At 60.1% G+C, this 26,992-nt stretch carries 31 protein-coding genes; 5 read left to right on the forward strand and 26 right to left on the reverse strand.

Going from position 1 to position 26,992, the window contains the following annotated elements:
* Window positions 1-104: 104 nt before the first annotated feature.
* From C5F71_RS04535 to C5F71_RS04580, 10 genes are all read right to left on the reverse strand, one after another.
* Entirely contained in the window at window positions 105-341 is a 237-nt protein-coding gene (locus C5F71_RS04535) for a hypothetical protein (RefSeq protein WP_256588115.1), read from the reverse strand.
* Window positions 342-443: 102 nt separating this feature from the next.
* Entirely contained in the window at window positions 444-1,052 is a 609-nt protein-coding gene (locus tag C5F71_RS04540) for an START domain-containing protein (protein WP_092237549.1), read from the reverse strand.
* A 41-nt stretch (window positions 1,053-1,093) separates the two neighbouring features.
* Window positions 1,094-1,348, reverse strand: coding sequence for a YkgJ family cysteine cluster protein (locus tag C5F71_RS04545; protein WP_029299645.1), 255 nt, complete (start codon window positions 1,346-1,348; stop codon window positions 1,094-1,096).
* A 161-nt stretch (window positions 1,349-1,509) separates the two neighbouring features.
* Window positions 1,510-1,998 (reverse strand): translation initiation factor 2, encoded by a 489-nt coding sequence (locus C5F71_RS04550; protein ID WP_104910728.1) that lies wholly within the window; start codon window positions 1,996-1,998, stop codon window positions 1,510-1,512.
* A gap of 104 nt (window positions 1,999-2,102) precedes the next feature.
* Window positions 2,103-3,542: a PLP-dependent aminotransferase family protein gene (locus C5F71_RS04555; RefSeq protein ID WP_029299649.1), complete on the reverse strand. Its 1,440-nt coding sequence runs from the start codon at window positions 3,540-3,542 to the stop codon at window positions 2,103-2,105.
* A gap of 305 nt (window positions 3,543-3,847) precedes the next feature.
* Window positions 3,848-4,651 carry an OmpA family protein gene (locus C5F71_RS04560; protein ID WP_029299651.1) on the reverse strand — a complete coding sequence of 268 codons (804 nt, stop codon included), beginning with the start codon at window positions 4,649-4,651 and terminating at the stop codon, window positions 3,848-3,850.
* Complete coding sequence (locus tag C5F71_RS04565; protein ID WP_029299652.1) at window positions 4,648-5,004, reverse strand: DUF4398 domain-containing protein; 357 nt, start codon at window positions 5,002-5,004, stop codon at window positions 4,648-4,650. Before C5F71_RS04565 ends, C5F71_RS04560 begins: the two co-directional genes overlap by 4 nt.
* Before the next feature lie 9 nt (window positions 5,005-5,013).
* Window positions 5,014-5,829 carry an ABC transporter substrate-binding protein gene (locus tag C5F71_RS04570; RefSeq protein ID WP_092237555.1) on the reverse strand — a complete coding sequence of 272 codons (816 nt, stop codon included), beginning with the start codon at window positions 5,827-5,829 and terminating at the stop codon, window positions 5,014-5,016.
* Window positions 5,830-5,909: 80 nt separating this feature from the next.
* Window positions 5,910-6,839, reverse strand: coding sequence for an electron transfer flavoprotein subunit alpha/FixB family protein (locus C5F71_RS04575; RefSeq protein WP_104910729.1), 930 nt, complete (start codon window positions 6,837-6,839; stop codon window positions 5,910-5,912).
* Between the two features lie 2 nt (window positions 6,840-6,841).
* Window positions 6,842-7,591 carry an electron transfer flavoprotein subunit beta/FixA family protein gene (locus tag C5F71_RS04580; RefSeq protein WP_029299657.1) on the reverse strand — a complete coding sequence of 250 codons (750 nt, stop codon included), beginning with the start codon at window positions 7,589-7,591 and terminating at the stop codon, window positions 6,842-6,844.
* 556 nt (window positions 7,592-8,147) lie between these two features.
* On the opposite strand from C5F71_RS04580, the gene C5F71_RS04585 reads away from it, so the two are divergent.
* Window positions 8,148-9,812 (forward strand): electron transfer flavoprotein-ubiquinone oxidoreductase, encoded by a 1,665-nt coding sequence (locus C5F71_RS04585; protein WP_029299659.1) that lies wholly within the window; start codon window positions 8,148-8,150, stop codon window positions 9,810-9,812.
* 112 nt (window positions 9,813-9,924) lie between these two features.
* Here C5F71_RS04585 and C5F71_RS04590 read toward each other — a convergent pair whose 3' ends face one another.
* Window positions 9,925-10,818, reverse strand: coding sequence for an AraC family transcriptional regulator (locus tag C5F71_RS04590; protein ID WP_029299660.1), 894 nt, complete (start codon window positions 10,816-10,818; stop codon window positions 9,925-9,927).
* 181 nt (window positions 10,819-10,999) lie between these two features.
* Between C5F71_RS04590 and C5F71_RS04595 the strand changes: the two genes are divergently transcribed.
* A complete protein-coding gene (locus C5F71_RS04595; RefSeq protein WP_070994633.1) occupies window positions 11,000-12,052 on the forward strand; it encodes an NAD(P)-dependent alcohol dehydrogenase in 1,053 nt (350 codons plus the stop codon).
* Here the strand turns inward: C5F71_RS04595 and C5F71_RS04600 are convergent, their stop codons facing one another.
* The gene (locus tag C5F71_RS04600) at window positions 12,053-12,856 is read right to left on the reverse strand and encodes an IclR family transcriptional regulator (RefSeq protein ID WP_029299664.1); all 804 of its coding nucleotides are present in this window, start codon (window positions 12,854-12,856) and stop codon (window positions 12,053-12,055) included.
* 72 nt (window positions 12,857-12,928) lie between these two features.
* Window positions 12,929-13,408 carry a GNAT family N-acetyltransferase gene (locus C5F71_RS04605; protein WP_029299666.1) on the reverse strand — a complete coding sequence of 160 codons (480 nt, stop codon included), beginning with the start codon at window positions 13,406-13,408 and terminating at the stop codon, window positions 12,929-12,931.
* A gap of 184 nt (window positions 13,409-13,592) precedes the next feature.
* On the opposite strand from C5F71_RS04605, the gene C5F71_RS04610 reads away from it, so the two are divergent.
* The 3 genes from C5F71_RS04610 (at window position 13,593) to C5F71_RS04620 (ending at window position 15,536) form a co-directional block, all read left to right on the forward strand.
* On the forward strand, window positions 13,593-14,801 hold the full coding sequence (locus tag C5F71_RS04610) for an MFS transporter (protein WP_029299668.1): 1,209 nt from the start codon (window positions 13,593-13,595) through the stop codon (window positions 14,799-14,801).
* A gap of 85 nt (window positions 14,802-14,886) precedes the next feature.
* Window positions 14,887-15,225 carry a hypothetical protein gene (locus tag C5F71_RS04615; RefSeq protein ID WP_070994635.1) on the forward strand — a complete coding sequence of 113 codons (339 nt, stop codon included), beginning with the start codon at window positions 14,887-14,889 and terminating at the stop codon, window positions 15,223-15,225.
* A gap of 53 nt (window positions 15,226-15,278) precedes the next feature.
* Complete coding sequence (locus C5F71_RS04620; protein ID WP_029299672.1) at window positions 15,279-15,536, forward strand: hypothetical protein; 258 nt, start codon at window positions 15,279-15,281, stop codon at window positions 15,534-15,536.
* Between the two features lie 121 nt (window positions 15,537-15,657).
* On the opposite strand, the gene C5F71_RS04625 is transcribed toward C5F71_RS04620, so the two are convergent.
* The 13 genes from C5F71_RS04625 to fabD all read right to left on the reverse strand — a co-directional run bounded on the left by C5F71_RS04625 (window position 15,658) and on the right by fabD (window position 26,992).
* Window positions 15,658-16,224, reverse strand: coding sequence for a DUF1285 domain-containing protein (locus C5F71_RS04625; protein ID WP_092237564.1), 567 nt, complete (start codon window positions 16,222-16,224; stop codon window positions 15,658-15,660).
* A gap of 16 nt (window positions 16,225-16,240) precedes the next feature.
* Window positions 16,241-16,846 (reverse strand): DUF4823 domain-containing protein, encoded by a 606-nt coding sequence (locus tag C5F71_RS04630; RefSeq protein WP_092237567.1) that lies wholly within the window; start codon window positions 16,844-16,846, stop codon window positions 16,241-16,243.
* A 74-nt stretch (window positions 16,847-16,920) separates the two neighbouring features.
* A complete protein-coding gene (locus C5F71_RS04635) occupies window positions 16,921-17,889 on the reverse strand; it encodes a GTP 3',8-cyclase MoaA (RefSeq protein WP_104910730.1) in 969 nt (322 codons plus the stop codon).
* Window positions 17,890-18,028: 139 nt separating this feature from the next.
* On the reverse strand, window positions 18,029-18,682 hold the full coding sequence (locus tag C5F71_RS04640; RefSeq protein ID WP_029299679.1) for a TetR/AcrR family transcriptional regulator: 654 nt from the start codon (window positions 18,680-18,682) through the stop codon (window positions 18,029-18,031).
* Window positions 18,683-19,108: 426 nt separating this feature from the next.
* Entirely contained in the window at window positions 19,109-19,891 is a 783-nt protein-coding gene (locus tag C5F71_RS04645; protein WP_029299680.1) for a TatD family hydrolase, read from the reverse strand.
* Window positions 19,892-19,956: 65 nt separating this feature from the next.
* Complete coding sequence (locus tag C5F71_RS04650) at window positions 19,957-20,943, reverse strand: DNA polymerase III subunit delta' (protein WP_029299682.1); 987 nt, start codon at window positions 20,941-20,943, stop codon at window positions 19,957-19,959.
* On the reverse strand, window positions 20,936-21,568 hold the full coding sequence (tmk, locus tag C5F71_RS04655; protein WP_029299683.1) for a dTMP kinase: 633 nt from the start codon (window positions 21,566-21,568) through the stop codon (window positions 20,936-20,938). Before tmk ends, C5F71_RS04650 begins: the two co-directional genes overlap by 8 nt.
* A gap of 19 nt (window positions 21,569-21,587) precedes the next feature.
* Window positions 21,588-22,682 carry an endolytic transglycosylase MltG gene (mltG, locus tag C5F71_RS04660; protein WP_029299684.1) on the reverse strand — a complete coding sequence of 365 codons (1,095 nt, stop codon included), beginning with the start codon at window positions 22,680-22,682 and terminating at the stop codon, window positions 21,588-21,590.
* A gap of 1 nt (window position 22,683) precedes the next feature.
* Window positions 22,684-23,499, reverse strand: a complete 816-nt coding sequence (gene pabC, locus C5F71_RS04665) for an aminodeoxychorismate lyase (RefSeq protein WP_104910731.1) — start codon at window positions 23,497-23,499, stop codon at window positions 22,684-22,686.
* Entirely contained in the window at window positions 23,499-24,743 is a 1,245-nt protein-coding gene (fabF, locus tag C5F71_RS04670) for a beta-ketoacyl-ACP synthase II (RefSeq protein ID WP_029299686.1), read from the reverse strand. The genes pabC and fabF overlap by 1 nt, the downstream gene beginning before the upstream one ends.
* Window positions 24,744-24,864: 121 nt before the next feature.
* The gene (gene acpP / locus C5F71_RS04675) at window positions 24,865-25,101 is read right to left on the reverse strand and encodes an acyl carrier protein (RefSeq protein WP_010165887.1); all 237 of its coding nucleotides are present in this window, start codon (window positions 25,099-25,101) and stop codon (window positions 24,865-24,867) included.
* 191 nt (window positions 25,102-25,292) lie between these two features.
* Window positions 25,293-26,036, reverse strand: coding sequence for a 3-oxoacyl-ACP reductase FabG (gene fabG, locus C5F71_RS04680; RefSeq protein ID WP_029299688.1), 744 nt, complete (start codon window positions 26,034-26,036; stop codon window positions 25,293-25,295).
* Between the two features lie 17 nt (window positions 26,037-26,053).
* Window positions 26,054-26,992, reverse strand: a complete 939-nt coding sequence (fabD, locus tag C5F71_RS04685; protein ID WP_070994640.1) for an ACP S-malonyltransferase — start codon at window positions 26,990-26,992, stop codon at window positions 26,054-26,056.

Raw genomic sequence — 26,992 nt, forward strand, 5'->3', positions numbered from 1 at the left:
GCTGACAAGACCAGACCTTAGCGATTCATTCGCTGATCTCTCTTGCAGAGTAGCGCGAAGCTATCAGCTCCACCAGCAGCGCTTTAACGACGTACAGGGAATGTTCAGGGGGCGGGAGAAATGTCGAGGATCTGGATACTGTTCTGGTCCTTCAGGCTTTTGACCGTCGGCTCGGCGATCCGGCCGTCCAGATCGTTGAGGTCCAGTTGAGCGGGGATGGGCAGCAATTTGGCGCGAATCATCTGTGCGGCGTCTTCGAGGCTGGGCTTCTGCGCGCAGCTGAACAGCTCTACGGACTGCACACCGTGATCATCAACGAAGGTAACTTGCCAGTTTTGCATCAGTGCCTCCTCGATAAAGCCCATGGATGGGCTCACATCTATTTGGACCTTGAGGGCGCGATGATCGTTCCACTCAAGGCTGGAGGCACTGCTCGGCTGCGCTTAAGGCTTCTCGGCGCGTTCCTTGAGGGCTTTCAAGGTATTGAAGGGCGCGTCAACCACGAACTTGTTGGCCAACCAGGACGGCACGCTGCCACCAGGCTCGGTGTGGACCTGGTAGGTCACTTCAGTCTGGTCGGCGCCTTTAGGCACCAGTTTCCAGAAGCCCTCGACCTGGGCCACACGCACATAGCCTTTCTCTTCCGGCAGATAGGTGGGCACTTCCAGCAACTTGCGGGTCACGCTGCCGTCGGCGGCCTGGGTCGTGGTGATTTCCAGGATCGAGTCACGATCGGTGACTGGGAACGGGGCTTTGAATTGGGTGTAGGTCCAGCTCTTGTCGCCTTCCTTCTTGAGCAGCTTCTGCGACTTGCATTCGTGAATCCACTTACAGGCACCGACTACATCGTCCTGCAGGGCCTTGATCTTGGCCAATGGCGCCTTGATCACAGTCACGCCGCGATAAGCCTTGTATTTGGACCCGGCCACTTCACTCAAGGCAACCTTGATACCTTCCTCGTCCTTGGCAACCTGCCATTCTTCTGCCTGTGCGGCAGCCGCAAACAACACTGTAAAACCGCACAACACAGCCATTCGTTTCAGCGAACCCATTGTTGTATTCCTTATTGTTGAAGTTCTGACATTAAAGCCCACTACGCCGCCGTCATCTGCTCCCACCAGCCGATCAACCTGATCGCTTCTTCCTGGCTAGTACCACAGACCTCAAGATCCGCCGCGAAGGCACCGCACACCGCGGGCCGTTCAGGCAGGCCAAACAATTGGCACAGCTGTTCGACCGACAGATGCAGGCAGCGTTCGCCCGCGGGTTTGCCATTGGGCATACCGGGCAACGGCGAACTGATGGAAGGGGCTATACAGCAGGCGCCACAGCCTTCACGGCATTTCATGACCAGCAGGTCCTCGACGACAAAGTGTTGATGGCCGGGCTAGAGTACGCCCTAAAACATCCGTTTTAAAATGGTCTAACAGGGGTTTTTCGCAGAAAACAAAAGTGACTGACCAGTCTGCGACAGAAGGTCAGGGGATCAGGTCACTTTGGCAGGCAAGATTAATTCTTGAACTCAAAATCCAGGGCCGCGCCTTCCACATCGCGTCGCTCTTCATTGCGCATTTGCAGTTGCATTTCGTTGCTCAGCAAGCGCCCGTTGATCTGGAATGCGCTGTTATCCACCGGTTTCTCATCGAACATGGGCGGTAACAAAGGGACGTTCTTGGGTTGCGGCATGGTGCCGAGGGGTTGCAAATGCCGCACCATTTCCTGGGGTAGGCTGAGGTCCAAACGCGCTGGTGGCAGTTGGGTCTGCGCTACTTCACGCGCCGACTTGGACTTGCTCGCGATGGGTGCGCGCTTCTTCACCTTCGCCGCTTTTTTGGCCGCGGCGGTTTGTTTTGCCTGGACCGTTTTTTTAGCCGGCGTCGGCTTTTGTTCGGCGGCTGCCAGCACCACTGGCGCACTGGCAGGCGCTGCCAGTACAGACGTGGTGCTGCACAGGCTCGCCAGACAGATCAACAGCGCGGCAGGAAAAATAGAGGTCATATCGCCAACAGCATTAACGGCAGAAGGCCATATGCTCGCTTGTTGAGCGCGGCATGACAAGCGCGGTGATTAGCCAGCTACCGTTCATGCCCCGTTTTGGCGCTTCAAAAACCACCCGCTGCCTCTTGGCATAACTGGTTGGCCAGCATGCCCAGGGTCATCAGGGCGCGCTCCGCCTCGCGATTCCACGGCGTGCCGCAATTGAGCCGAATACAGTGGTTGAACTGTTCGGTATTGCTGAAGATCAGCCCCGGCGCAATGCTGATGCCCTGCTGCAAGGCGCGCACGTGTAGCTCCTGGGTATTGACCCTGCCCGGCAGGCTGACCCACAGGATAAAGCCGCCCGTCGGCCGGCTCATCTGCGTGCCTTCCGGGAAATACTGCTGCACCGCCAACTGGAAGGCACTGAGATTCTTGCGGTACTCCTGGCGAATGTAACGCAGGTGGCGGTCGTAACCGCCGTTCTCCAGGTACGCCGCCACCCCCATCTGCGTGACGCTGCACGCCGAATGCGTGCTGAACATCTGCAGGCGCTGGATCTCCTGCTGGTATTTGCCGGCAATCATCCAGCCGATACGCACGCCCGGGGACAGGGTCTTGGAGAAACTGGAGCAGTAGATCACCCGATCCAGGCGGTCATAGGCCTTGAGGGCTTTGGTGCGGCCCAGTTCGAACATCAACTCGCCATAGATATCGTCTTCGACGATCTGGATATCGAAGTCAGAGGCCAGGCGCAGCAGTTGTTTCTGCCGTTCTTCGGGCATGGTGCCGCCCAGGGGGTTACTTAGGCGGGTGGTCAACACCAGGGCCTTGATCGACCACTGGTTGGCCGCCAACTGCAGGGCTTCCAGGCTCATGCCGGTGGCCGGGTCGCTGGGAATCTCGATGACTTTGAGGCCAAGCAGGTCGGCCAGTTGCAGCAGCCCGTAGTAGGTCGGTGATTCAGCGGCGATCAGGTCACCGGGGCGGGTCAGCACCCGCAAGGACATCTGCAATGCATCGACACACCCGTGGGTGATCACCACTTCGGACGGATCGACCACCACCCCGGCATCGCGCATACGGATAGCGACCTGGCGCCGCAGCGGCTCGAAACCCGGGCTGAACATATAGCTGAACGCCCGTGGGCTCTGGAAGCGCGTGACCTTGGCCAGTTGCTGGTGCAGCGCCCGCACCGGCAGGTAATCGACACTGGGCACAGCGGCCCCCAGCGGGAACACCCCTTCGCGACGGGATTCCACCAGGACCTGCTGGATGATACTGCTGCGGGTGACCAGGCCGGGGCGCTCGACCCGGGCGATATCCGGCGTCGGGGCGGTCAGGGCCGGTGTCTGGTGCACGTAATACCCGGACTGCGGCCGCGCACGGATCAACCCCTGGTCTTCAAGGTTGGCGTAGGCCTGTAACACTGTGGCATGACTGACATTGAGCTGGGAGCTCATCTTGCGCACCGATGGCACGCGCTCACCCGGTTGATAGACACCGCGCCGGATATCCTCAGCCAACTGCTGGGCGATACGTTGGTAAAGCAAGAGATTGGTCATGACGCAGCACTCGATTTCACGGGTATTTTATTTTTGTGTGAAACATACCGGCACAGTTTAGAAGTGTACGGGGACAGTTGCCACAATAGTCGAGGACGAGCGGCAGTGATAGAAAAAACTGTATGGGTTGAGAACTGAATTGCGGGCATGAAAAACCCGATCAAGGATCGGGTTCTATAGCGGATGCGCCACATACCCGGTAGGCGCTGGCTTGCCTGCGATGCTGGCGATGCGAGTGTTCAGATGTACCGCGCCGATGCTATCGCAGGCAAGCCAGCTCCCACATCCACCGCACGCGCCCTGGGTTAGCGCGCAGCGCCGAGTTGGCCCTTGTCATCGGAGAAGACGATTTCCACACGCCGGTTCTGCGCACGACCTCGCTCGGAGGCATTCGCTTCCACCGGGTACTGATCGCCATAGCCTTCCACCTGGATGCGTTTTTCATCAATCCCCAGGTCGACCAGTACGTCCGCCACGGCCTGTGCACGGTCACGGGACAGTTTGAGGTTTTCCTGCTCGCCGCCGGTACTGTCGGTATAGCCCTCGATCCGCACCACCCGCTTGGGGTTCAGTTGCAGGAATTGCACGATCTTCAGCACTGTACGGTTGGCGGAGTTTTTCAGCTCCGCCTGGCCGGTGTCGAACAGTACGTCGCCCAAGGTCATTACCAGGCCACGATCGGTCTGGGTGGTGGTCAGGCTGGCGATCTGCTCCTCCAGCCACTTGCCCTGTTGCTGCACGCTCAACAACTTGGCCTCGCGCAGCGCCAGTTGCAGGCGTTGACGTTCCAGCTCAAGCTTGGCCGCACGTTCTTCGTTGAGCACCAGCTCGGTATGCTCCCGGGCGATGGCGCTGTAGCGCTGGCTCAGGTAGGCGTAATGCACGACGTCGCCACCGCTGCCCCAGTAGCTGGACAGACGGTCGGCGCGGGCCAGGGACTCACCGGCGCGGATCACGTCCTTGGGCGCAATGCGCAATACATTGGAGTCTTCCTTGACCTTCTGGAAGTCACTGCCCGCCTGCTGCAACACGGTGTCGCTATTGGGATGGCTGGCACAGCCTGCCAGCACCAAGCTGCTCAATAGCAGCCCATATGTCAGGCGGTTCATTGGGCATCTCCCAGCTGCTTGCGCAGGCGGGTGATACGGGTGTTGAGGACATTCAACTGTTCCTGACTCTTTTGCGTCAGGACCCGCGCCTCGGCCAGGCGGGCGTCGAGTTCGGCCTGTTCAGCCTGCATGCGGGCGTCCTTGTAGGATTCGTCAGCCATGTCGGCCTTGGCCTGGGCCAGCTTCGTCTCGGCGAGTTTCAACTCAGGCACGTCGTCAGCGACGGCCCCCACGGCGGCGGCTTGCTCCAGGGCTTGCTGGGTCAGGCGCATTTGCTCATTCGGCGCAGGATCTGCGGCACAGCCCGCCAGCGTTACTACGGCGAGGGCGGCGAAAAGAGGTCGAATAGTCACTAAAAATCCCTACTTTGTTGGGGTACCGACGGGTTGCTGCAACTGCGTCTTCCAGCGTTCGATATTGCGCTGCAACGCGGCTTCCGTCAGACCGGACGCGGCCAATTCTGTCATCTTTTTGGCGAGCTGTCCGCGCAACCACGGATCATTGCAGGCCGAGTTGTGGGAAATCGCCAGGAACAACCCCGGCTGATCAATCGGCAGTTCACGGGCCAGCAGGTCTTTGCTCATGCCCAAGGTCTGGGCCATGGCCATGCCGGAGTATCGTCCGGCCAGCACGTAGTCCACTTCACCAAGCAGCAGCTTCTGCAAGGCCGGGGTCACGGTTGGCAGGCGTTCCAGGGTCAGGTGTTCACTGGCAAAGGCTTCAAATTCCGGGGACAGGCGCGCCCGCTCCGAGACCGCGCCCTTGTGGCCATGCAGGTCTGCTGCACTGCTATAGACCAGGGGCGAGTCGATGCGGGTCCACACCCGATAATCGGCCTGTATCAGTGCCGGATGGATGTAGTCCAGGGTCTCCAGTTCGCTGACACTCAACGGCGCATCGACCAGCATGTCCATGCGCCCGCTGCGTACTTCCTCAAGGGCCAGGGAGCGCTTGCCGCCATACAGCAGGTCGATTTTCAGCCCCAATTCCTTGGCCACTTGTTGCAAAACATCGGCATTGGCGCCGATCAGGTGGGTGGGGTCTTGCGGATCACGCCACAGATAGGGCGGTGCATCCGGGCTGCCGGTCACCACCAGGCGCTCGCATTTGCCGGCTGCGATAGACAAGGTCGGCAGCAGTGACAGGCCCAGCAGTACAGTCCAGCGACGCAGTTCCATGGCGTGGTTCCCGATCAAAAGTGGCATGCAAAAAAAAGCCCGGTCATAAGACCGGGCTCTTTATAAGTGAAGCGGCTGGTTTAGACCAGCTTCTCCAACTCAGGTACGGCTTCGAACAAGTCCGCCACCAGGCCGTAATCAGCCACCTGGAAGATCGGTGCTTCTTCGTCCTTGTTGATCGCAACGATCACTTTGGAATCTTTCATACCGGCCAAGTGCTGGATCGCGCCGGAGATGCCGACGGCGATGTACAGCTGTGGCGCCACGATCTTGCCGGTCTGGCCGACCTGCATGTCGTTGGGTACGAAGCCTGCGTCGACCGCCGCGCGCGAAGCGCCGACTGCCGCGCCCAGCTTGTCGGCCAGGGCGTACAGGTGCTTGAAGTTGTCACCGTTCTGCATGCCACGCCCGCCGGAAACCACGATCTTGGCAGCGGTCAGCTCAGGACGGTCCGACTTGGCCAGTTCTTCGCCAACAAAGCTGGAAGTGCCAGCATCGTGGGCAGCAGCAACTGCTTCAACGGCAGCCGAACCACCTTCGGCGGCAACTGGGTCGAAACCGGTGGCACGCACGGTGATGACTTTGACGGCAGCAGTCGATTGCACGGTGGCAATGGCGTTACCGGCGTAGATCGGGCGCTTGAAGGTGTCGGCGCTTTCGACCGAAACGATCTCGGAGATCTGGTCAACGTCCAGCTGCGCAGCAACGCGTGGCAGGATGTTTTTGCCGTTGGAGGTGGCGGCAGCCAGGATGTGGCTGTAGCCAGTTCCTAGCTCTGCAATCAGAGGGGCAACGTTTTCCGGCAGTTGGTGCGCGTAGGCAGCGTTATCGGCCAGCAGTACTTTGCTCACGCCCGCGACTTTTGCTGCGGCTTCAGCCACGGCGCCAGCGCCTTGACCAGCGACCAGTACGTGGATGTCGCCACCGATTTTGGCGGCAGCAGCAACGGTGTTCAGGGTGGCCGGGGCCAGCACCTTGTTGTCGTGTTCTGCGATTACCAAGATAGTCATTGTTAGATTACCTTCGCTTCGTTTTTCAGTTTCTCGACCAGTTCAGCCACCGACTTGACCTTGATACCCGCGCTGCGTGCAGCTGGCGCTTCGACTTTAACGGTCTTGTTAGTAGAGGCGGTGGAAACGCCCAAAGCATCCGGAGTCAGCACTTCGAGAGGCTTCTTCTTGGCTTTCATGATGTTTGGCAGGGACGCATAACGCGGCTCGTTCAAACGCAGGTCGGTGGTGACGATGGCCGGCAGTTTCAGGGAAACCGTCTGCGCGCCGCCGTCGATTTCGCGGGTCACGGCAACGCTGTCGCCGCTGACTTCGACTTTGGAAGCGAAGGTGCCCTGGCCGTAACCGGTCAGTGCAGCCAGCATCTGGCCAGTCTGGTTGTTGTCGCTGTCGATGGCCTGTTTGCCAAGGATCACCAGTTGCGGCTGTTCCTTGTCGACAACGGCCTTGAGCAGCTTGGCAACGGCCAGCGAGGTCAGTTCTTCAGCGGATTCGACGAGTACGGCGCGATCAGCACCCAGCGCCAGAGCAGTACGCAACTGTTCTTGAGCAGTGGATGGCCCTACGGAAACGACGACGATTTCAGTCACAACGCCTTTTTCTTTCAGGCGTACGGCTTCTTCCACGGCGATTTCGCAGAAAGGGTTCATCGACATTTTGACGTTAGCCAGATCGACGCCGGAATTGTCCGCCTTGACGCGAACTTTCACGTTGTAATCGACAACGCGTTTGACAGCTACAAGAACCTTCATGGATTCCTCGTTACTCTCCGGTGAAAAGGAAGCCGCCCGGATAAACCTGGCGGTAGATGCTCAACGGCGCACAAGGGCACCTCTAAAAACGCAGGCCGTCGTGACAGGTAACGTTGCACGTACTCAATAATAAAGACCGTTCGTCAGCGGTGACTGACAAGTCATTCATCGTCGCAACGTGTAAACTGCGCGCCAGCATTACGTGCGCGTCAACCTGCCCAAGCAGTGCCTTGTCTTTGGACGTGGCCTTGAAACCGGCAGTCCGCCTACGAGAAGCGCAAAACCGACCGTATATTGACCGGAACACCTTTTCCGGTCAATACAGCAAAATGGTCAGATATAAGCCGCGTTGCTTTGATTTACCTAGCTCGCGGGCAATTCAAACAAACGTTTGTATTGGACGCTGAGAGTGGTGTAGATATAATGCGCCACCTAGAGAGAAAGGTGGGTCGTCCCCTGCCCTTTTGTAAGAAATTGGCGCAGAAGACGACGGACAAAACACCGAACCTCCACCCATTAGAAAAAAAACTGTTGAGCCTTGAGTAGGAGATAGCCTGTGGAACGCGAATACATGGAATTCGACGTGGTCATCGTCGGCGCAGGGCCGTCGGGCCTGTCTGCCGCCTGCCGACTGAAGCAGAAGGCCGCCGAAGCCGGTAAGGAAATCAGCGTCTGCGTGGTCGAAAAAGGCTCCGAAGTCGGCGCACACATCCTGTCCGGTGCCGTGTTTGAGCCACGCGCCCTGAATGAATTGTTCCCAGACTGGAAAGAGCTGGGCGCCCCGCTCAATACCCCAGTCGTGCGCGACGACATCTATGTACTGCGCAGCAGCGACAGCTCCACCAAGGTTCCAGACTTCTTTGTGCCCAAGACCATGCACAACGAAGGCAACTACATCATCTCCCTGGGCAACCTGTGCCGCTGGCTGGCCCAGCAGGCCGAGAACCTGGGCGTGGAAATCTACCCAGGCTTCGCCGCCCAAGAAGTGTTGTTCGACGAAAACGGCGTAGTGCGCGGGATCATCACCGGCGACCTTGGCGTGGACCGTGAAGGCCAGCCAAAAGACGGCCTGTACACCCCCGGCATGGAACTGCGCGGCAAGTACACGCTGTTCGCCGAAGGCTGCCGTGGGCACCTGGGCAAGCAACTGATCCAGCGCTTCAACCTGGACAGCGACGCCGACGTGCAGCACTACGGCATCGGCCTCAAGGAAATCTGGGAAATCGACCCGGCCAAGCACCAACCTGGCTTGGTGGTCCACACCGCCGGCTGGCCGCTGGACATCATGAGCAACGAGAACACCGGTGGCTCTTTCCTCTATCACCTGGAAAACAACCAGGTGGTCGTAGGCCTGATCGTCGACCTGTCCTACAGCAACACCTTCCTGTCGCCGTTCGATGAGTTCCAGCGCCTCAAGCATCACCCGGTGCTGGCCCAGTACTTGGAAGGCGGCAAGCGCATCAGCTACGGCGCGCGCGCCCTGGCCAAGGGCGGCATCAACTCGCTGCCTAAGATGATATTCAAGGGCGGCGCCTTGATCGGTTGTGACCTGGGCACCATGAACGTAGCCAAGATCAAGGGCAGCCATACCGCAATGAAGTCCGGCATGCTCGCCGCCGACGCCGTGGCTGATCGCCTGTTCGCCGAGTCCGAAGGCGGCGATGAGCTGACCGCCTACGTCGACAGCTTCAAAGCCAGCTGGCTCTACGAAGAACTGTTCGCCACCCGCAACTTCGGCCCGGCGATGCACAAGTTCGGCCCGATCATCGGTGCTGGCTTCAACTGGTTCGACCAGAACATCCTCGGCGGCAAAATGCCGTTCACCCTGCATGACACCAAGCCGGACTACGCCTGCCTCAAGCTGGCCAAGGACAGCCAGAAGATCGACTACCCAAAACCCGACGGCAAGTTGAGCTTCGACAAGTTGAGCTCGGTGTTCCTCTCCAGCACCAACCATGAAGAAGAACAGCCGTGCCACTTGAAACTCAAGGACCCGAGCATCCCGATCGGCACCAACCTGCCGCTTTACGATGAACCGGCGCAGCGTTACTGCCCGGCCGGCGTGTACGAAGTCATCACCCAGGAAGACGGTGAGAAGCGCTTCCAGATCAACGCCCAGAACTGCGTGCACTGCAAGACTTGTGATATCAAGGACCCTTCGCAGAACATCACCTGGGTGACACCGGAAGGCGCGGGCGGGCCGACTTACCCGAATATGTAAGCCATCTGCTTGAACATGAGGCTCTCCACTGGAGAGCCTTTTTTTATGGCCGACACAAATCTAATGTGGGAGCGAGCAAGCTCCCACATTTAGATAGAGGCATCTACGGGATTTATGCGGCGCGCTCTTCACCCGGGTTACGCTCGAAATAGCGTTTATATTCCCGACTGAACTGCGACGTACTCTGATACCCCACGTTATGCGCCGCCTGCGCCACGCCCATGCCTTCCACCAGCAACAGCTGTTGGGCCTTGAGCAGGCGCAGACGCTTGAGGTACTGCACCGGCGACAACAAGGTGCAACGTTTGAAGTGCTCATGGAACGTCGACGCACTCATATGCGCATAACCGGCCAAGGTCTCGATGTTCAGGGGTTCGGCGTAATGGGCATGCAGGTGGTTCAAGGACGTGGCAATCCGCGAGAACTGCCCCTGCTGTTCCACCAGGGCGCGCAGCACATCGGCCTGGGGCCCACGCAGTGCGGTGAACAATAATTCCCGGACCCGCGCCGGCCCCATGATCCGGGCTTCCAATGGATCGTGCAGGCACTGCAACAGCCGCTCGACGCAACCGCGCATCGCGTCATCCAGTACCACCGAGCTCATCGACTCCAACGTCTGCGCCGTCGGCGGTGGGCCAGCCTGCATGCCCATGGCCATCACCAACTCGCCCAACACCACCCGATCGATACCCACAGTCACCCCGTACAGCGGGGCATCGGCGGCCATGGCAAACGTCTCGCACTCGAACGGCACCGGCATTGCCTGGATCAGGTAGTGCCCGGCGCCGTACTCCAGCGTCCTGGGGCCCAGGTAGGCGACCTTGCTGCCCTGAGCCACGAACATCAGGCTCGGTTCGTAGATCTGCGGGCCGCGTGCTACGTCGCAACTGGCGCGCAACACCTTCACACCCGCCAGGTGAGTCGGGGAAAAACCATCGCGGGGCGTCAGCCCCTCAATCAAGGAAACCAGCGTGGCGTTGGCATCAAGATGGCGAGTCAACAACATGGCAAAAACTTCGCGAAAAAGGGATGAGAACATCATCGCAGGTCTGGCGGCCAATGAATCCAATCCAGGGGCACTCCCGGACGAATAGGCATGAGACTCGGAGCATTTGCCATGTTCGCCCACCGGGTCCACGCGCAGAATTCGCCACCTTTCCCGTCCAAGCTTTTGCGAGGTTTTCACCATGTACACCGCCATCGGTTACGCCGCCCAGTCGGCCACCACTCCCCTCGCCCCCATGTCTTTCGAGCGCCGCAGCCCGCGGGCCGATGACGTGGCAATCGAGATTCTGTACTGCGGCGTCTGCCACTCCGACATCCACCAGGCTCGCAACGAATGGGGCATCGCCGTCTACCCGCTGATGCCGGGCCATGAGATTGTCGGCAAGGTCACGGCCGTCGGCGCCAGCGTCAGCGCGCATAAAGTCGGCGACCTGGTCGGCGTGGGCTGCATGGTGGACTCGTGCCGCCACTGCGAAGCCTGCAAGTCGGACCTGGAGCAGTACTGCCTCGAAGGCCCGACCATGACCTATGCCACCCCGGATCGCGTGGACGGCAGCAACACCATGGGCGGCTACTCCGATAGCATCGTGGTCAGCGAGCACTTCGTGGTGAAGATTCCGGCCAAGCTCGACCTGGCCAGCGCCGCACCGATCCTCTGCGCAGGCATCACTACCTACTCGCCGCTCAAGCACTATGGCGTCAAGGCCGGCGACAAGGTCGGGATTCTCGGCATGGGCGGCCTGGGCCATATGGGCATCAAGTTCGCCAAGGCCATGGGCGCTGAAGTGACGCTGTTCACCCGCTCCGCGAGCAAGGCAGAAGAAGGCCGGCGCCAGGGCGCCGATCACGTGATCGTGTCCACCGATGCCGAGCAGATGAAAGCCGCCGCCGGGCATTTTGATTTCCTGCTGGACACCATCCCGGTGCAGCACGACCTCAACCCCTACCTCGATACCCTGCGCTTTGACGGCGTGCATATCCTGGTGGGTTTGATCGAGCCGGTAGACCCTCCGGTCAACGCTGCCAAGCTGGTGCTGGGCCGTAAAGTGCTGGCCGGCTCACTGATCGGCGGCATTGCAGAAACCCAGGAAGTCCTGGATTTCTGCGCCGAGCATGGCATTACCTGCGACATCGAAATGCTCGATATCCGCCAGATCAACGAAGCCTATGCGCGCATGATTGCTGGCGACGTGAAGTACCGCTTCGTGATCGACATGACCACCCTGAAGGCTTGATCAGGCCTTCGCCCCCAACTCCGCTGACAGCCGTGCTGCAACCTGTTTGACCACAGGAATCAGCTCGGCCATTTTTTCCAGCGGCATGTAGGGCACCGTACTGGCGATGCTGATGCCGGCGACAATCCGCCGGCTGGCATCGCGCACGGGCGCGGCCACACAGCGGATCGACGGCTCGTTGTCTTCCAGGTCGAACGCATAGCCGCCCGCGACATATTCGCGCATGCGTTGCTCGAATTGCTCCCAGGATTGTTCCGGGTGCTGCGGCCAGTGCAGGTTTTTCCCGCCTACCGGCAAGCTGGCCTGATACAGGCGCTGCCATTCCTCTTGCGAATCATCGAGCAACAAGGCCTTGCCGATCCCGGTACGTGCCAGGGGCATGCGGTGGCCGACCCGCGAGCGCATTTCCGGGCCGTTGCGCCCAGGATTCTTGTGCAGGTACAGCACATCGTCGTATTCACGGATCGCCAGGTGGATGGTGTCGCCGGTCAGCGCCGACAGCTCATCCAGATAAGGCATCGCCAGCGTCACCAGCGGCAGTTCTTCCCGGGCCTGGAAGCCCAACTCGATCAGCTTGGGGCCCAGCAGGTAGCCGACTTGCGGCACTACCCGCAGGTAGCGTTCGTCCACCAGGCAACTGGCCAGGCGATGCGTGGTGCTGCGAGTGGTGCCGATGCGCCGGGCAATCTCCTTGAGATCCCGCGCCCCGGATGCCACCGCCTGCACCACGCCCAGGCCGCGCAACAGGGTCTGGGTGCCCGTGGGCGCGGAGTCTTTGGCGGGCGTCGGTGGGTTTTCCTGCATGTCGGAGCCTATCTGGAAATGCGAAAGCGGCGGCCATTATGGCAAATGCCGGGCCTCATAACAGGGCCGATCTCAGCCTTGGGCAAACTCACGCAACGCATCGCCTTCCATGCGGTAGCGCACCCACTCTTCCTGGGGTTGGGCGCCGATGGATTTGTAGAACGCAATGGCCGGTTCGTTCCAGTCCAGCACGCTCCACTCAAAGCGCCCACAGCCATTGTCGTAGGCGATCTTCGCCAAGTGGCGCAGCAACTTCTTGCCCGCCCCACCACCGCGCTGCTCCGGGTTGATGTACAGGTCTTCCAGATACAGGCAGTTGCTGCCAAGCCAAGTGGAGTAGCTGAAGAAGAACACCGCAAAACCAATCGGCAAGCCATCGCGCAGGCAGATCAGGCCATGGGCGGTGGCACCTTCGCTGAACAGGCTGCGCTCGATATCCACCACGCTGGCGATCACTTCGTGGCGGGCTTTTTCGTACTCGGCCAGTTCAGTAATAAAGGTCAGGATCTGCGCAGCATCGCTGGGTACGGCGGGACGGATCTCGATGGTCATGAACAGGCCTGCGGCTAAAAAAGAAAGGACACATACTAAGGCGCTTTGATGACCGCTTGCAGGGATTTATGCACGCGATTACTCCGCTGCGCAGCAATGCTGACGCCAGTAACCACAGAACAAAGCACGGGGTGGCCCGTGGTAAAAAGTCCGCCATAAATCCAACAAACCCCAAGGCTTGCCCATGCGCCCCTCTGCTCCAGTTGGCGGAACGCTCTTCGCCCTGTTCTGCCTTGCCAGCTACCTGCTGTCACTGTCGTATGGCTCGACGTTTTTGTTGTCGCTGCTGATCGATTCCAGAGGCGGCAATGAACACGACGCCGGCAGCGTGATTTCCATGGCGATGCTCAGTACGTTTATCGCGGTGATTGCATCCGGGCACCTGGCCGATGCCCTGGGTGCCGCGCGCTCAATTGCCTGCCTGGGGATCCTGCTGGTGGTGGCCTGCCTGGGCTTTGCCCTGACGCCGGGTTTTGGCCAGGGCCTGATGCTGTTCGGCCTGACCCTCGGGCTGGGCTGGGGCGTGTTCTACACCCTGGGCCCGATCATCGTGGCGATGCTGGTGGCGCCCAGCCACAGGGCCAAGTATTTCGCCTGGCTGTCGGGGAGCATGATGACCGGCATCGGTTCGGGCCCCCTGTTGGGGCGGGCGGCCAGCGCCATGGGCCTGCCTCTGGAAAGCGCATTTTATATTGCAGCTCTCGCCAGCCTGGTGGGCGTGCTGATGTTCTGGCGCCTGGGCAGCTATCTCAAGCAGCAACCCAACTTGTTGGGGACTGGCACCGTGTCGAAAATCTCCTGGGCCAGCACCCGGCGTGTACTGGGGTCGAAGGCGGCATTCGCGATCATCATGGTTGGCCTGGGCGGCTGTGTGTTTGGCGGGCTGTCGAGTTTCCAGACCAGCTACGCGGCAAGTCAGGGGCTAGATTACTCGCTGTTTTTCCTGGGCTTCATGGGCGCGGCGATCACCAGTCGATTGTTGATTGCCAGCGTGGTGGTCAAGCGGGATGCGTACTGGTCGGCCTGTGTGTTATCCGGATTGATGCTGGTGTCGATCCTGATGTTCAGCTTCGGCGTGCATGACAGCTTCAGCTACTTGCTGGCGGCTATCACCTTGGGAGTGGGTTACGGCCTGACCTATTCAGTGATCAACGGCCTGGCCGCCAACGAAGCGCCAACTGCCAGCACGCCCCAAGCCTTGCTGCTGTTCAGCCTGTCGTACTTTATCGGGGTGTTCGGGTTCCCGCTGCTGGCGGGCAAGCTGATTGTCGAGCATGGCGTGCCAACCCTGCTCGCCAGTGTATTGGGCATCGCCTTGCTCAACTGGCTGATCACGGTGCTGCGCCTGATTTGGCGCCGGGTGTCGAAACACAAAATCTTACAGGTGACCTAGCACCGTTCGTCGTGATCCAGGCACCAACAATAAGAGTGGGCTGACCAACCTAAGGTAAGGACTTTATTCCTATGGAGGCTCCACCATGAATACTTCCAAAGTGACTGCCCTCGCCTTCGCTGGCTTGCTGTCTGCGGTGTCCCTGGCCAGTGTTGCGGCAACCGACCCTTCCACCGGCAAGACCGACCCTATTGGTAGCCCGCCCAACCCCGCCACCCAAGAAACCGAGAACTCCATGGGCACCGGGCTCGATACCAATGGCGGAGCCATCATCCAGGACGGCGCCGACCCACGCACCCGAGGCAATGACGGCAACCGCCAGGGCCTGGGCACCGATGTCGAGAACGGCAAGATCGGCCCCGGCAAGAATGCCACCCCAAGCGGCAACGATGACAACCTGCCCGGCGCGCCAAAACAGCCTTGAGCCACTGGCCGACAGACGAACACTACCCCACCACTGACCCTGAAGAGGTATGCATGAACGTCGATAAAAACCTTGAGAAAGAAGTCCTCACCCGCTTGCTGCACGCGCACCCGAATGGCTTGGGCAAGGAGGTGCTGGATAACTACCGGGGCGAAAAAGTCGTGGCCAGTACCCTGGCGATCCTTCAGGACCGCGGGCTGATCAAGGAAGGCCATGTGACCTGTAACGAGGCCGGCGAACACGCATTGCACCTGCCGATCAAACTGACAGCATCCGGCGTGGACGCGGCGCGCAAGCTCGAAGACGCGTAATAGACGGCTTGCCGGCGATAGCGGTGTGCCTGGTGATGATAGAGCGCTAGGCAGGCCGTCATCGCTGGCAAGCCAGTTCCTACAAACATTCCAAACCTATGCAGGAGCCGGCTTGCCGGTATCAGTCCCTGGGCTCCAGGCCTATCGGGAAGAACACCCCCCCACTCCAGACGCCCAGCCAACTCTCGCCGTCGATCCGGCGTGTTACTGCCAGTTCCACCAACTGGTAGAACACGTTGCGGTGGACCAGCGCCTCAAGGTTGTTGCGCACCAGCACATAGGGCGAAGGCTCCTGGGTGTGTGGATCAATCACCACCCGCAGCGGATGCGCCGGGCCGGCTTCGATCAGGTCTTCGACATTGGAGGTAAACCGCAGGAGCTGGTTCTCGCCATCGCCCTCGACCTCCAGCGACACAGCCACAAAGGGCGCGTCATCCACCTTGATCCCGACCTTTTCCACCGGCGTGATCAAGAAGTAATCATCGCCATCGCGACGGATGATGTTGGAGAACAGCTTGACCATCGGTTTGCGCCCGATAGGCGTGCCCAGGTAATACCAGGTGCCATCACGGGCGATGCGCATGTCGATATCGCCACAGAAATTCGGGTTCCACAGATGAACCGGAGCCGGTCCCTTGCCCTTGGGCAACTGCGCCAACAAATCATTGGCCTTGGCCGAATCCGTCATGCTGTTCTCCTCTGAATTACTGGTCGCTCATGCCCAACAGGCTGCGGGCGTACTGGCGCAGCGGTGGGCCAAGCAGATCTTCGGGTTTGTTGTCATGGAACGTCAGTAAACCGCCACGACTGCGAATCCGTGCAGTATCGATCAAATATTGGGTGCTGGTCTCGATCAACATGATCTGGATGACCCCGCTGTCGACGCCCAGTCGGTCCAGGGCTTCCTGATCGGCCCACTCATCTGCATTGCCGATGCGATCATCGGCCTTAGCGAACCGCGTATACAACAGGTAATGCGCGCCTGCCTCACGGGCTTCGGCCATGGCCTGCTCCAGCCCTTGCGGGGCGCGGGCGCGGCGGACCATGGGGAAGTATTCGATAAAGCCATTGAAGGCTTCCTCGGCCACCACATTGGGACGCGGATAGGCACTGCCCGGCGGCGTGAACGCGCCCTGGGCGATAAATACAAACGAATCGGGCTGTATGCGAACCGAGTTGGAACGACGGGTGTCGCTGTGATCCAGCAAACCGGCATCGCTCATCTGATAGCGAGTGCCTTCGGCCATATCGCTGACTGTCATGCAGCCACCCAGCGCGAACGACGCCAGCAACAAAACCAGACTACGCATCCTATCCTCCAGGAGCCGGTGACGGAAAACCGGCGAATGGGCACCAGATGCAGATTTTGCGCCAGCTTGCCTGGCTACCCGCCAATGATCTTCATCACGGTCGCCCCGCCGGAAAACGCCACTTCCTGCTTGTCGCCCAAGGCCTTGACCAGCAGACGCTGCAACGCCGGCAGGGCCTGGTGGCGCGGCTTGTCCAACAGGTCGCCGACATAGTGGCGGTTGCTCGACGACAGGCAGCCGTGCAACCAGCCGGTCGAGGAGAGGCGCAGGCGCGAACAGGTACGGCAAAACGGCACGCTTTCATTGGCGATCACGCCGAAGAAGCCCTGACCGGGAATTTCATAGCGCACGGCCGTGGCATCTACCGGGGCGTCAGCCTGCAGGTATTCGTGATGTTCGCCAATCAGGCTCAACAGTTGCTGCAGGCTGACGAACTGTTGCAGGAACGCGTTGGAGTCACTGGCAAGGTGGCCCATGCGCATCAACTCGATGAAACGCAGTTCATAGCCGCGCTCCAGGCAATACTCCAGCAGGGGCATGACCTGATCGAGGTTCTGCCCGCGCAACGGCACCATATTGACCTTGATCTTGATTCCCGCCGCACGCGCCTGCTCCATGCCATCGAGGACCGTGGCCAGGTCGCCCCCCCTGGCGATCCCGCGAAAGGCAGCGGCATCGAGGGTGTCGAGGGAAACATTGATACGGCGAATACCGGCATCGACCAGTAATGGCAACTTGCGCGCTAGTAACTGGCCATTGGTGGTCAAGCTGATATCGCTCAAGCCCATCTGCCCGACGGCCTGCATAAAGGTTTCGAGCTTGGGACTGACCAGCGGCTCGCCGCCGGTGATGCGCAGACGATCGATGCCTGCAGCCTCGATCAGGTAGGCCACCCCACGGGCCATGGCCTCGGCCGAGAGCTCGTCCTGCGCAGCCACCAACCGCTTGCCGTTGGGCACGCAGTAGGTACAGGCGTAATTGCAGGCTGAGGTCAGGCTGATCCGCAAATTGCGAAAACGCCTGCCTTGACGATCAACGATCATGGATCACTCCGGCAGCGGATAATTCGGGCGCGCTAAAACCTGACTCATAAATCAGATTTTAGCAAGGTCCTTGCCTGAGTATATTCCTGGGTTACTACATACGGCAGTAAATCAACCGGCCATTGTCCGGATGAATGCCTTATGTGGCAGGCGTCTCGGGGTTCGGCAGGTCGGTGCTGTGCTTGCGCTTGTTGCCCATGCGTACGCCGATGTCCATCAGGAACTGGAAGAAGCCTTCCTGGTCTTCCAGCACATTGCTCCAGAATGGCGAGTGGTACAGCGCCACGGCACCATGCACCAACGCCCAGGCGGCGCAGTAGTGGAAGTAAGGCGGCACATCTTCCAGCTTGCCTTCACTGATCCGACCCTTGATCAGCAGGGTCAGGCGCTCGAAGTTCGAAGCACGGATCTTGTGCAACTCCTCGACCATTTCCGGCACTTGGTGGCCCTTGACCACCTTTTCTTCGAGGCGGTCGAACAGGCGGTAGCGCTGCGGGTCACGCATGCGGAACTCAAAGTAAGCCCGGGACAGCGCTTCCTTGTCTTTGTCGACATCGGCCGAGTGCAGCAGCTCGTTCAAATCGCGCTCGTAATCGAGCATCAGGCGCAAGTAGATCTCGGCCTTGGACTTGAAGTGCTTGTAGATCGTGCCTTTGCCGATACCCACGGCATCCGCAATCATCTCGACGGTGACGCTGTCTTCACCCTGTTCGAGGAACAATTTGAGCGCGGTGTCGAGAATTTCCTGCTCACGGCGGCGAAACTCACGGACCTTACGGGGTTCTTTGTGCATAGAAAGAGGTCTGCAGAGGTCAGTATTGGGAGGGTTGAATGCCCCGATGACGGAACGTTTTACCCGGTGCGAGGGATTATCCCGACTGGGCGGTCGTTGGGCAACGTCTATATGAACAACCCATACACTAAACTTACAGCCCGCCAACGAATCAAGCGATATGGGTCAGAAATAAAACACAGGTTCGCGCAATGTATTGCCGCTCAATGAGAACTCAAGCGAAGCGCACGTATTCCAAATCTGTTTAAAAAACGATCAGATGCGGCTGGACTGCACGGGATACTGATCAATACTTCATCTGTCGGTGTGACATCTCCCCCAAGTGAAACACCGATAGGGGTACCAATGGACCGCGTACCTTTATTTACTCCTAATGGTCTTAACCCGGATTCACCCCCCAGAACCCGGGTTTTTTTTGCCTTGGATTCAGCGAACGTGCGCCAACGGGAACAGGCGCTTGAAGTTCTCGGTGGTCTGCTCGGCAAAACGCTCGACAGACTCGCCGCGCAACATCGCCAGGTAATCCGCCACATCCCGCACATATTCCGGGAGGTTCGGTTTACCGCGATGGGGGATTGGCGCGAGGTAAGGCGAATCGGTTTCCACCAGCAGACGATCCGCCGGCACCTGGCGCGCCACATCCCGCAGGGCATCAGCATTGCGGAAGGTGACAATCCCCGACAGGGAAATATAGAACCCCAGGTCGAGCGCCGCCTTGGCCATCTCCCAGTCTTCGGTAAAACAATGCAACACGCCCGCCTGGGGCAGCGCCGCCTCGCGCAGCAAGGCCAGGGTGTCGGCACGGGCGCCACGGGTATGGACGATCACTGGTTTACCGGTCTGCTGCGCCGCTTGCAGGTGCAGGCGGAACGAGGCCTGCTGCAAATCGGCGGCTTGCGGCTCGTAGTGGTAATCCAGGCCGGTCTCGCCAATAGCCACCACTCGCGGGTGATTGAGTTCACCCAGCAGCCAGTCGAGGGCCGGGGCTTCGCCAGGCTTGAGGTCCAGGGGATGGATGCCTACCGAGCAATCCACGTCGGCATAGCGCTCAGCCAGGGCCTTGACGTCGGCGGCGTTCTCGGCGCTGACGCCGATGCACAGGAAATGCCCGACGCCACGCTGGCGTGCGGCGTCGAGGGCGGCATCCAGGGAGCCGCCGTGGGCGGCGAGGTCGAGGCGATCAAGGTGGCAATGGGAATCTACGAGCATAAGAAGTTACAACTTGCGTCACAGGAAGTGTCTGGCCAACGAGACATCCGTCAGCCCCGAGAATATCAACGTCGGCCGAGTAACCCGACCCACTGCACCAACAGTGCCTCAAGCAACAGCACCCGGTTCAGGTTGGCCTTGCCCAGGACCTTCTGGCGCTGGGCGAGGATCCAGTCCTGAATGTTCAAAACCTTGTCCTGGGCGCTCTTCTGCGCCAGGTACTGCACGACCTTGCGCATGTCCATCAAGCCCAGGCCGCTCTCATCCTGAGTCAGTTGATAGCGCAGGATCAAGCTGGACCAATCACAGAACCAGTCAAACAGCAGCAACAGCGGCACGTCTTTCCAGCCCTCGGCCAGTTGCGTGGCAGACTGCTCTTGCTTGAGCAGCTTCTTCACCCCATCGACCACCAGCGCACGCTGCTCGCGTACGCCCTGGGCCTGCAGGCTGACCGCCGCCAGGGGTGAGCCGGCCGCCAGGGTCAGCAATTCAACCCGTTCCTGCTCACTGCACTCCGGCAAGGCCTGGCCCAGCCATTGCAAACTCATGGCCTCGCTCGGCAGCGGGCAGGCCTGTTGCACGCAACGACTGCGAATCGTCGGCAGCAAACGGCTGGACTGATGACTGACCAGCAGCAGCACGGTGTCGCCCGAGGGCTCCTCAAGGCTCTTGAGCAAGGCGTTGGCGGCGTTGATGTTCATCGACTCCACCGGCTCGATCAGCACCACCTTGCGCCCGCCCATCTGCGCGGTCTGCACCACGAAGCTCACCAGGTCACGTACCTGGTCGACCTTGATCGCCTTGTCGGCCTCTTCAGGCTCCAGCACGTAGTTGTCCGGATGGCTGCCGGCCTTGAGCAGCAGGCACGATTTGCATTGCCCGCACGCCTCAAGCCCTGCTGGCTGCTGACACAGCAGGCGAGCCATCAAGCGCTCGGCCAAGGCGCGCTTGCCGATGCCTGCCGGCCCATGGAGCAGATAGGCATGGGCATGCTGGGCACGTCCGGCCAATTGCTGCCACAGGCTGTCCTGCCACGGATAGGCTTCAGCCACGGTAAAGCTCCAACAGTTTCGGGAGCAGCGCATCGATGGCCTGTTGCACTTGCTCCAGCGGTTGCGCGGCATCCAGCAAGCAATAGCGCGACGGTGCAGCTTCGGCACGCTGGAGGTACGCCGCGCGCACCGCTTCAAAAAATGCCCGGCCTTCCAGTTCGAAGCGGTCCAGGCGACCACGGGCGCTGGCCCGCGCCAGGCCGACGTCCACCGGCAGGTCGAAGACCAGGGTCAGGTGCGGGCGCAGATCGCCCTGGACAAAGGTCTCCAGGGTCGCGATGCGCTCCAGGGACAAGCCACGGCCGGCGCCTTGGTAGGCGTAGGTAGAATCGGTAAAGCGGTCGCAGATCACCACCGCACCACGGGCCAGCGCCGGCCGGATCACTTCGGCCAGGTGCTGGGCACGCGCGGCAAACACCAGCAACAACTCGGTGTCCGGGTTCATGACTTCGTCGCCAGTCGCCAGCAACACCTCGCGGATCTTCTCCGCCAGGGGCGTGCCGCCGGGCTCGCGGGTCAGCAGCACCTCGATCCCTGCGGCCCGCAAGCGCTCGGCCAGGTATTCACGGTTGGTACTCTTGCCGGCGCCTTCCGGGCCTTCCAGGGTAATAAACAAGCCAGTCACAGGCAGTCCTTAATCAGAGTCATTGCGGGCTTTGCGCGGGCGCAGCTTCAGGCGCGACAGGCTCAACGGTCGCAGGTGTGGCCGGCGCAGGGCTGGAGCGATAATCGGCGCGACGCTTGAGTTGGTACTCGCGCACCGCCGCATTATGGGCATCCAGGCTATCGGAGAAAATATGGCTGCCATCGCCCCGCGCCACGAAATACAGGCTGCTGCCCGGTACCGGATTCAACGCGGCATGGATCGCTTCGCGGCCGACCATGGCAATCGGCGTCGGTGGCAAGCCGCTGATCATGTAGGTGTTATAGGGCGTGGCTTCTTTCAGGTGCGCGCGCGTCAACTTGCCGTTGTAGCGCTCGCCCATGCCGTAGATCACGGTGGGGTCGGTCTGCAGCAGCATGCCGATCTTCAGGCGCCGCACAAACACCCCGGCAATCTGCCCACGCTCTTCAGGCACGCCGGTTTCCTTCTCGACCAGCGATGCCATGATCAGCGCTTGGTAGGGGTCGGTATAGGGCGCATCCGGGGCACGTCGGCTCCATTCCTGCTCAAGTACATCGTCCAGGCGGTTGTAGGCTTTCTTCAGGAACTCGACATCGGTCATGCCGCGCACGAAACGGTAGGTATCAGGGAAGAACCGCCCTTCCGGGAAGACGTCGGGATGGCCGATTTTTGCCATCACCTCGCGGTCACTCAAGCCCGTCAGGGTCTGCTCGATCTTTTCGTGCTTGGCCAGCGCACTGCGCACCTGGCGGAAGTTCCAGCCCTCCACCAGCGTCAGGCTGTACTGCACCACTTCACCGCGTTGCCACAGGCCGATCAGGCCCTGGGCCGTCAGGCCTGGCGTCATGCGGTACTCGCCACTGTGCAGTGGCTGACCCTCAAGATTGAAGCGCCAGTAAAGGCGCAGCCAGAAGGCATCCTCAAGTACACCGTCGTTTTCCAGACGATTGAAAGTACCGGTAGGGGTCGCACCAGCCGCTACATCCAGCAATTGCTCCTGGGACAGATTCAGCGGCTGCTTCAAGGCCGAGTCCAGCTTCCAGGCCGAAAAGCCCAGCAGCAAACCCGCCAGGACCAGACCGATCTCCAGCAGCAATACAATTTTACGTCTCAAATCAAACACCCAATAGCGCGCGAACAATGCCCTGCAGTTTACGGGTGAGCGGCCCAGCCGACCAGCTCATTGGCCCACATCCAAGCACCGGCCAAATGCCATATACGCTGTTGCAGACGAACACTTCATCAGCCTGCTGCAACTGCGCAAGGCTGATATCGGCAACGGTGGTGACAATGCCCAACCCCTCGGCCCTGGCCAACAGCTCGGCACGCATGACGCCGGCCACGCCGCAACGGCTCAGGTCGGCCGTCAGCAACTGGCCGTCATGCACCAGGAACAGGTTGCTGAACACGCCTTCGATGACGCGCCCGGACATATCCAGCATCAATCCTTCCACGTGATCGGCATCTTGCCACTCGGCGCGGGCCATGACCTGTTCGAGGCGGTTTAGGTGCTTGAGACCTGCGAGCAAAGGTTGCTCGGACAAACGAGTAGCGCATGGGAACAGGCGAACGCCTGAAGAACCATGAGTCTGAGGATAGGTGGCAGGCGGGCTGCCTTGCAGAATACGGCGCACCGAGGCGCCAGCGCTGATGCCATAACCCCGCTGGCTATCGCCACGGGTGAGGATCAACTTGAGTACGCCATCGCCCAGGGCTGCGGCAAAGGCCAGCACTTCGCTGCGGACCAGTTCCTGGTCTGCGGCAAGCGCAAGGCGCCTGCAACCCTCGTCGAGGCGTTGCAGGTGACGATCAAGCAGCACGGGCTGCCCGGCCTTGACTGCGATGGTTTCAAACAGACCATCGCCGTAGGCCAGGCCGCGATCTTTCAGCAGCACGGCGTCCGCTGGCTGACCGTCGACCCAGCTGTGCATCACTCGGCGAACCGGCGGAACACCAGGGAACCGTTGGTACCGCCAAAGCCGAACGAGTTGGACAACACCACGTCGATCGGCATTTTCTGCGGCTCGTGAGGCACGAAGTTCAGGTCGCAGCCCTCATCTGGTTCATCAAGGTTGATGGTCGGCGGCGCGACCTGATCCTTGATTGCCAGCACGCTGAAAATCGCTTCGACTGCACCTGCCGCACCCAACAGGTGACCGGTCATGGACTTGGTGGAGCTGACCGCCAGCTTGTAGGCGTGCTCGCCGAATACCGACTTGATGGCCTGGGCTTCTGCCAGGTCGCCCGTCGGCGTCGAGGTGCCGTGGGCGTTGATGTACTGCACTTGATCGACGTTGATCTTCGCGTCGCGCAGGGCATTGCTGATGCAACGCGCGGCGCCCGCACCGTCGGCAGGGGGCGAGGTCATGTGGTACGCATCGCCACTCATGCCAAAACCGATCAGTTCGGCATAGATCGTCGCGCCACGGGCCTTGGCGTGCTCCAGTTCTTCGAGGACCAGGGCACCGGCACCGTCGGACAGTACAAAGCCATCACGGCCCTTGTCCCACGGACGACTGGCGCGGGTCGGCTCGTCATTGCGCGTCGACAGCGCACGGGACGCGCCGAAGCCACCCATGCCGAGGCCACAGGCAGCCATTTCGGCGCCACCGGCGATCATCACGTCAGCCTCGTCATAGGCGATATTGCGCGCCGCCATGCCGATGCAGTGAGTGCCCGTGGTGCACGCCGTGGAAATGGCGTAGTTAGGCCCCTGGGCACCCAGATGGATGGACAGGAAGCCGGAAATCATATTGATGATCGAGCCCGGGACGAAGAACGGTGAAATTCGACGAGGGCCGGATTCGTGCAAGGTACGGCTGGTTTCTTCGATATTGGTCAAACCGCCAATACCCGAGCCCATGGCCACGCCAATGCGCTCACGGTTGGCATCGGTCACTTCCAGGCCGGCGTTACGCACCGCCTGAAAACCGGCTGCCAGGCCGTATTGAATGAACAGGTCGAGTTTGCGGGATTCTTTGATCGAGAGATATTCCTCGACATTGAAGCCCTTTACCGAGCCGCCAAAACGGGTGGAATAGGCAGAAAGGTCCGTATGTTCAATCAGACCAATACCACTGTGGCCAGCCAGAATGCCCTGCCAACTGCTCGGCACATCCGTACCCAGTGGCGACAACATACCCATACCGGTGACTACGACGCGTCTACGCGACACAGCACTCTCCTTTTTCTTGATGACGACACTTGAGCTGACTTTTCATCAGAGCTAATGAAAAAACCGCACGCCGTTATAGCAGTGCGGTTTTTCCATAACAGCAAGCGACGATTACAAACTATTACGCCTGGTGGCTAGTAACGTAGTCGATAGCAGCTTGAACAGTAGTGATTTTTTCAGCTTCTTCGTCCGGGATTTCGGTCTCGAATTCCTCTTCCAGAGCCATCACCAGCTCAACGGTGTCAAGGGAATCGGCACCCAGGTCTTCTACGAAGGAAGCAGTGTTGGTCACTTCTTCTTCTTTAACGCCCAGTTGCTCGGCGACGATTTTCTTGACGCGCTCTTCGATGGTGCTCATACCTTGTTTAACTCCTAATGGACAAATTCAGGCAGCTGGCCAGTGGGTAAGTGTATAGAAAGGCTTTTCAGCTTTTCAACTGAAAGCTTCACCCTCGTACCCTACCGACCACCTGTCTATAAATAGATTGCAGCTTTATAACGGATTTTAGACAGCTCGTATGACATTTTTTTGAAGCGATCCGTCACAATTTAACTCATGTACATCCCGCCGTTCACCGGGATTGTAGCCCCAGTCACGTATGCCGCACCGTCAGACGCCAGGAAAGAGACCACATTGGCGATCTCTTGGGCCTGGCCCAGACGGCCCAGCGGAATTTGCGTCAGCAACGCTTCACGCTGCGCTTCAGGCAATTCGCGGGTCATATCGGTATCGATAAACCCTGGAGCCACCGAGTTGACCGTAATCGACCGCGAGCCGACTTCACGCGCCAGGGCACGGCTGAAACCTTCCAGGCCGGCCTTGGCAGAGGCGTAGTTTACTTGGCCTGCGTTGCCCATGGCACCCACTACGGAGCCAATATTGATAATTCGACCCCAACGCGCCTTGGTCATGCCGCGCAAAACACCCTTGGACAGGCGAAACAGACTGTTCAAGTTGGTATCGACCACGTCGTACCACTCGTCGTCTTTCATGCGCATCATCAGGTTGTCGCGGGTAATACCGGCGTTGTTCACCAGAATGGCTGGCGTCCCGAACTGTGCAGTGATCTGCGCCAGCACGGCAGCCACGGACTCATCGCTAGTCACGTTGAGTTCCAGGCCAGTGCCCTGCACGCCGTTTTCCTTGAGGGTTGCCGCGATACGCTCGGCGCCGGAGGCGGAGGTCGCAGTACCGATCACTACCGCGCCCTGACGGCCCAGTTCCAGGGCAATCGCCTGGCCAATGCCACGGCTTGCGCCGGTAACCAGTGCAACTTTACCTTGCAGACTCATGCAGGCTTCTCCTTAGTTCAGGCCAGTGCGGCGCGGGCGGCTGCGAAGCCATCCGGGGTATTGAGATTGGAAGTCGACACGCCTTCGGCGCAGCGCTTGTTGAGACCGGCCAGGACTTTGCCTGGACCACACTCAACCAGTTGAGTAGCGCCCTTGGCAGCCAGGGTCTGGACCGACTCAACCCAGCGCACCGGCTTGTACAGTTGCTCCAGCAGGTCACGCTTGAGGGTTTCGAGGTCGGGTGCCACGTCGGCGCTGACGTTTTGTACCAACGGGATCTGCGGCGCCTGCCAGTTGATGGCTGCGATGGACTCGGCGAAACGCTCGGCCGCCGGGCGCATCAACTCGCAATGGGATGGCACGCTGACCGGCAGTGGCAATGCACGCTTGGCACCGCGGGCCTTGCAACCTTCGATGGCACGCTCAACCGCAGCCTTGGCACCGGCGATCACCACCTGGCCAGGGGAGTTGAAGTTCACCGCGCTGACCACGTCGCCCTGGGCCGCTTCGGCACAGGCTTCGATCACCACGGCGTCGTCCAGGCCCAAAATAGCGGCCATGCCGCCCTGCCCGGCCGGAACAGCCTCTTGCATCAGTTGACCACGGCGCTCTACCAGCTTGACCGCCTCAGCGAGGGTCAGGCTGCCTGCGGCGACCAAGGCGCTGTACTCGCCCAGGCTGTGGCCGGCGACAAAAGCCGGGCGTGCGCCGCCTTCAGCCAGCCAGACGCGCCACAGCGCGACGGAAGCCGTCAGGATCGCCGGCTGGGTTTTATCGGTTTGGTTGAGCAGTTCTTCCGGCCCGTCCTGGGTCAATGCCCAAAGGTCGTAGCCCAAGGCAGCAGAAGCTTCCTTGAATGTTTCCAGGACCAGCGGGTATTGCGCGCCCAGCTCGGCCAACATGCCGAGGGACTGCGAACCCTGCCCTGGAAAGACGAATGCGAGGGATGTAGACAT

The organism is Pseudomonas sp. LG1D9 (genome assembly GCF_002949995.1).
In the GTDB taxonomy this organism is placed as follows: domain Bacteria; phylum Pseudomonadota; class Gammaproteobacteria; order Pseudomonadales; family Pseudomonadaceae; genus Aquipseudomonas; species Aquipseudomonas proteolytica.